Annotated in this window: 5 protein-coding genes; 3 read left to right on the plus strand and 2 right to left on the minus strand. The window is 61.9% G+C overall.

Features of this window, described 5'->3' with window-relative positions; translation table 11 throughout:
- The 3 genes from VKV28_10070 to VKV28_10080 form a co-directional block, all read left to right on the plus strand.
- On the plus strand, positions 1-1559 hold a 1559-nt coding region (locus tag VKV28_10070), incomplete at its 5' end, for a radical SAM protein (GenBank protein ID HLH77139.1).
- 246 nt (positions 1560-1805) lie between these two features.
- Entirely contained in the window at positions 1806-2255 is a 450-nt protein-coding gene (locus VKV28_10075) for a hypothetical protein (GenBank protein ID HLH77140.1), read from the plus strand.
- Between the two features lie 66 nt (positions 2256-2321).
- Positions 2322-3563, plus strand: coding sequence for an MFS transporter (locus VKV28_10080; GenBank protein ID HLH77141.1), 1242 nt, complete (start codon positions 2322-2324; stop codon positions 3561-3563).
- A gap of 448 nt (positions 3564-4011) precedes the next feature.
- Here VKV28_10080 and thiE read toward each other — a convergent pair whose 3' ends face one another.
- Positions 4012-4620, minus strand: a complete 609-nt coding sequence (gene thiE / locus VKV28_10085) for a thiamine phosphate synthase (GenBank protein HLH77142.1) — start codon at positions 4618-4620, stop codon at positions 4012-4014.
- On the minus strand, positions 4617-5663 hold a 1047-nt coding region (locus tag VKV28_10090), incomplete at its 5' end, for a sigma-54 dependent transcriptional regulator (GenBank protein HLH77143.1). The genes VKV28_10090 and thiE, both read right to left, overlap by 4 nt.

Genomic DNA, 5663 nt, shown 5'->3' on the forward strand with positions numbered 1-5663 from the left:
TGCCGGCCTTGCGCAAGCGACGCGAACCACTGCTTTCCTTCGAGCAGGGGCGGGAGTTGAGCGACTTCGACCTGCTTGCCTTTTCGATCTCGTTCGAGACCGATTACCTCAACCTGCCCGCGATACTCGACCTCGCCGGCATTCCGCTTTGGCGCGAACAGCGGCGGGAGCGTGACTTTCCATTGATAATCGCCGGTGGTTCGGCGATCTTCCTCAATCCCGAGCCGATCGCGGATTTTGTCGATCTGTTCCTGATTGGCGAAGGCGAGGAGATGATCCCCGAATTCATCCAGCATTATCGCCAGGCACGCCAGGAAGGGAGCGATCGGACGACCACCCTGCACCGGGTCGCACGAACTGCCGGCGCCTATCTACCCGAGCTTTACACGCCGCGATATGACGATGTTGGCCGCTTGGCGGCGATCGATTACCGCGGCGAAGGCAACGGTCAGGTCAAACGCCGGCTGCTACGCGATCTCAATGGCGCCGACACCGCCTCGCTGATCCTGACGCCTGAGTCCGTATTCGGCGACATGTACCTGGTCGAAGCCAGTCGCGGATGCCAGTGGGGATGCCGGTTTTGCGCCGCCGGCTTCATGTATCGACCGATCCGCTATCGCTCGCCCGAGCGCCTGCTGAATCAAGCGCGGCGAGGCTTGCAGGAGCGCCGGGTAATCGGCTTGGTGGGCGCCGAGATGGCCAGCGTGCCCGCCGTAGCCCAGCTTGCCAGCGCGGTTGCCCAAGCCGGCGGCCGACTTTCTCCCTCCTCGCTCAAGGCTGATTGCATCTCGCCCGATCTGGCCGCGGCCCTGGCTCAGGGCGGCGCGCGCAGCGTGACTATCGCCCCCGAAGCAGGCAGCGAGCGAATGCGCAAGGTCATCAACAAGAACCTTACCCAAGCCGCTATCCTCCAAGCGGCCGAGATGATGGTGGGCGAAGGGGTGGAAAGCCTCAAGCTGTATTTCATGCTGGGGCTGCCCGAGGAGCATGAGGAGGACGTAATTGCGATCGCGACTCTGACCGCTCAGATCCTGGAGCGCGTGCGCCAAGGCAAGCGCCATCTGGGCAAGGTGACGGTTTCGCTCAACCCCTTCGTGCCCAAGCCTTGGACCCCGTTTCAATGGGATCCGATGGCTGACCTGCGCAGCTCCAAGCGCAAGATCGCCCTGCTGCGCACCCATCTGATGCGGCTGGGCGGCGTCGAGATGGACGCCGAATCGCCACGCGAAGCTTATTTTCAGACCCTGCTCTCGCGTGGTGATCGACGTGTAGGCGCAATCCTAGCCCGTCTGCAGGCCGAGGGGTGCGAAGATGCCGGTTCGATTTGGCACGCCCTCGGACGGATTCGGCGTGAGGCTATCGCGAATGATCGAAGCGCGCTGCCCAACCCCGACCACTACGTTTACCGCGCGATTGGGCATAATGAGCTGCTGCCGTGGGATTTTATCGACCACAGCGTGAGCAAGTGGTTTTTGCTCTCAGAGCGCAAAAAAGCCCATTTTGAGCATCAAACCCGCCCCTGCGACGTAACCCGCTGCACCGTCTGCGGCGCTTGCTAAAAAAGTGCCACTTCGTAGATGGGCTTGCCGCCAAGAGGCTGGCCGAGCCTTCAACCGCGGCAGGTGACCCGACTGATTAAACAGCTCACTTCGTCCTGCTTCCAGCGTTGATTCAGAAGATGCCACACTAGCGTAACATAGCTGTTTCGGTCAGATTGTAGTGCAGTTTTCACATCGGACGGAAACCAGATGAAGCGTTTTGGGCAAAACAGACCCAGCCGATCACTCATTCCATCGATCCTCCTCATGATGGCCGCTATCGGCACGCTAACCACGGCTTGGGCCGCATCGCGGGCGGTTGACGAGATCGAGCCGGCCAACGCCAGGGTTGAAGTGCTCAAAGCCGAACCGGTTTATGAGCATCCCAACTTGCAAAGCCGCCACCTGCGCCGTATGACTCCGGGTAACTTCATTCGCATCACCGGCGCCACTCCCGGCTTCCTACGGGTTTCGCTCAAAAACGGCGACACCGGCTATATCGAGCCCGACTCGGTAAGGCTGGTAAAGCCGATGAAACGGGTTTTCCGCGTAACTCTGGATACACCCGTTTTTGCCGCGCCCAACCGATGGGCCCGCCATGTCGGCGCAGTACGCGCATCGCGCTACGTTAACGTGACTGGGATGGCGCTGGGCTATATGCGTGTCCGCCTCAAGGATGGCACGGTGGGGTTCATCCCCAAGGTCTCGGTCCAGTGACCGAGCTGGCCTTGTCATAGTCGCCGCGGGCTGGCGAGGAAATCCGTCAGCGGGACAAGACGCGCGATGGCAGCCAATAAACGCGGCTGGTTGATGGTTTTGGTCTGTTTCCTGACCCTCGTCTTTCTGTTCGGTTCCAGCTACAACACCGCTTCGGTTTTCTTCTCCCCCTTGCTCAAGACTTTCGGCTGGAGCCGGGCACGAGTCTCCTCGCTGGCGACCGTTTTGGCGTTGGCCGCGGGTGGCTCCGTGCCGGCAATCGGCTGGCTACTGGACCGTATCGAAGCCCGCCTGATGATGACCGCCGGCGCGCTGCTGATTTTGGGCGGCTTCATTCTTGCCAGCCAGGCCCGTTCCTACCACACGATGGTCACCGCCTACACCTTGTTGGGCCTCGGCGTGGCGGCCGGCACCCTGCTACCCTGCTCCCTGGTGATTGCCAACTGGTTCGACGCTCAGCTCGGGCTGGCCATGGGGCTGACGATGAGCGGAACGGCCCTGGGCGGCACCTTGATGGCTCCGATTTGCAGCCGAGTGATCGCCACCACCGGTTGGCGCGCGGGCTACCTGGTGCTGGCGGCCCCGATCCTGGTGCTGGTAATTCCTCTCGTCCTGCTCACCATAGACACCCCGAGCTTATCTTCCGGCGCTTCCCCCTCAGTTCGCCCGGAGCGTCTCGGCGAAGGGCTGGAGATCGGCGAAGCGCTGCGCTCCCGCTCGCTCTGGCTAATCGCGGCGACGCAGTTGCTGTGGGCTTTCGCAGTCACCGCAGTCAACCTACACATGGTTCCAGTTCTGATCGGCCAGGGGCTTAATGCGATGCGCGCGGCCACCATTCTAAGCCTGGTCCTGGCCCTGTCGGCCTGCGGTAAGCTGGTGCTGGGATTGATAGCCGATAGAGCCGGCGGTCGCTGGGCCCTGGCCGGAGGGCTGCTCGCGATGGCAGTGGGAAGCGCTGCGCTGGGCGGCGCTCGACACGGATTGTGGCTGAACAGCTTCATCCTGTTCTATGGTCTGTCCTGCGGCGCGCCGCTGGTGCTGATCCCGGTCGTCATCACCGAATCGCTGGGACGCAAACGTTACGGCTCGCTGGCCGGTTTTGTGGGCATCTTCCATACGACAGGGGCCGCTTTGGGACCGCTGGCGATGGGTTATCTCTTCGATTTGCACGGTAGTTACACGCTGGGGCTGCTATCGTGCGTCGCGGCCCTGAGCCTGGGCGCACTGCTGCTGCCTGGGGCGCGATCGCTGGCGCAGGGCGCGGAGATGGAACGGGTCCTGGCGACCCCGAACCGCTCCGCCATATAGTGGCGTGCCTAGATGCAGGGGAAAGTTTATGCCGCTACCCCATTGGCTGGCGAGATTCAATCTACATGTCACCAATCCAATCCTAAGCCCGCTAGCGAGAAATCTCCCGGGCTGGGGCATCGTTGCTCATATCGGACGTAAGACTCATCGCGAATACCGCACTCCGGTGCGGGTTTTTCGCGACGGCGACCGCTTCACCATAGCCCTCACCTACGGGCCCCAATCCCAGTGGGTGCGCAACGTTCTCGCCCAGGGCGGCTGCACATTGGAGACTCAACGTCGCACCTTGCGTCTTTCCAATCCTCGTCTTTTCCATGACAAAGAGAGGCGCTCCGTGCCTGCTCCCATCCGACCGATACTGGCAGCGATAAATGTCTCTGACTTTCTTGAGTTGAGGGTTACCCAATAGCTGGCCGGTTGCCAAACCCGAGGTAACCGCGGCGCTGGTTTAGCGAATCGAGAGCAAACGCGCGACCTTGGCGTCTAGGTCGGGCGCGTTGACCACATCGCTGATCATCGCCCCCGCGCTCGCCCCGGCCGCTATTACCGCGGGCAAAGTGGCTTCGACGATTCCGCCAATCGCCACAATTGGCAAGCCGACCGCTTGGCGTATCTCGCGCAGCCGCTCCAGTCCCTGTCCGGCCACCGTGCGTTTGGCCCCGCCGGGATAGATCGGCCCGAAGCCAATGTAATCCGCCCCACCGGCTTCGGCCGCACGCGCCTGAGCGAGATCGTGGGTGGAGATACCGATGACGAAGTCCGTTGGGGCCAGCCGCCGCGCCGCCGCCAGCGGCAGATCAGTCTGACCCAGATGGACCCCACCAGCGCCTGACAGCAGCGCGATATCTAAACGATCATTGACAATAAAGAGCGCACCCGCCAAGCGGCTGAGTTCGGCTATTCGCGTGGCGACCGCCAGAAACTCTCCGCCCTCGACCCGCTTGAGGCGAAGTTGGAGTAGCCGTACACCGCGCGCCAGGAAAATTTCAGCAAGCGCCACCGGCTCGTGTCCAGCCAGCGGATCGACTATCGCATAGAAGGCGGAGGAAAAGGTCAAGGCAGGGGACCGCGACGCACAACGATCTTCAATTCATTAAGCTTTTTGCGCAGAGTATTGCGATTGAAGCCTAAAAAGCGGGCGGCCCGCACCTGGTTGCCATGAAAGCGCTCCAATGTAAGCTCGATCAGCGGCCGTTCCAGCTTGGCTGCTAGGTTGGGATAGACGTCGGTGGCTTCGTCGCTTTGGTCGTCCAAGTAGTCGCGCAGCCCACGCACCAGCAATTCCTCGGGGCTAGCGTCGCCGGCCACCGACTTGGCGCCCCCGTTACCGCCTAGATTAAGGTCCTCGGCGCGAATGATGTTCCCCGCCGCTAGCAAGGCGGCCCGCAGTACGCAGTTCTCAAGCTCGCGCACGTTGCCGGGCCAGGAATAAGCGCTCAACTTGGCTAGCGCCTCGGGGCTCAAACCAGTCGCTTTACCACTCATGTCGCGCGCGGCCTTGGCGACAAAATATTGGGCCAGTTCGGCGATGTCCTCGCGCCGCTCGCGCAGAGGTGGGAGAAAAATCGGCATCACCCGTAGGCGGAAATAAAGATCTTCGCGAAAACGGCGGGCCGCCACGGCAGCCTCCAGATCCTGGTTGGAGGCTGCGATCACGCGCGCCTGCAAGCGGCGCACTTCGGAGCTGCCCACGGGGTTGAATTCGCGCTCCTGCAGCACGCGCAGCAGCTTGGGCTGGAGCTCCAAAGGCATATCGCTGATCTCGTCCAGAAAAAGGGTGCCCTTGCCCGCCAATTCGAATTTACCTGCCCGACGCTCGGTGGCCCCGGTAAAAGCACCCCGTTCGTGTCCAAACAGCTCGCTTTCCAATAAGCCTTGAGGAATCGCCGAGCAGTTGACCGCTACGAAGGGCGCGCGCCAGCGCTCGGATTTGAAATGGATCGCGCGCGCCACCAGCTCCTTGCCGGTCCCACTTTCCCCGCCGATCAAGACATTGGCGTCGTTATTCACCAATCGCCCGATCAGCTTGTAGATCTCCTGCATAGCGGCGCTGCGCCCGACCAGTTCGCCGCCCGCTAGTTGTTGGCCGACTTCGTTGCG

It is taken from the genome of Candidatus Binataceae bacterium (assembly GCA_035294265.1).
GTDB lineage: Bacteria > Desulfobacterota > Binatia > Binatales > Binataceae > DATGLK01.

Coding starts and splice junctions, on each gene's coding strand:
- VKV28_10080 (HLH77141.1), top strand. CDS start 2,322: ATGGCAGCCAATAAACGCGGCTGGTTGATGGTTTTGGTCTGTTTCCTG.
- VKV28_10075 (HLH77140.1), top strand. CDS start 1,806: ATGATGGCCGCTATCGGCACGCTAACCACGGCTTGGGCCGCATCGCGG.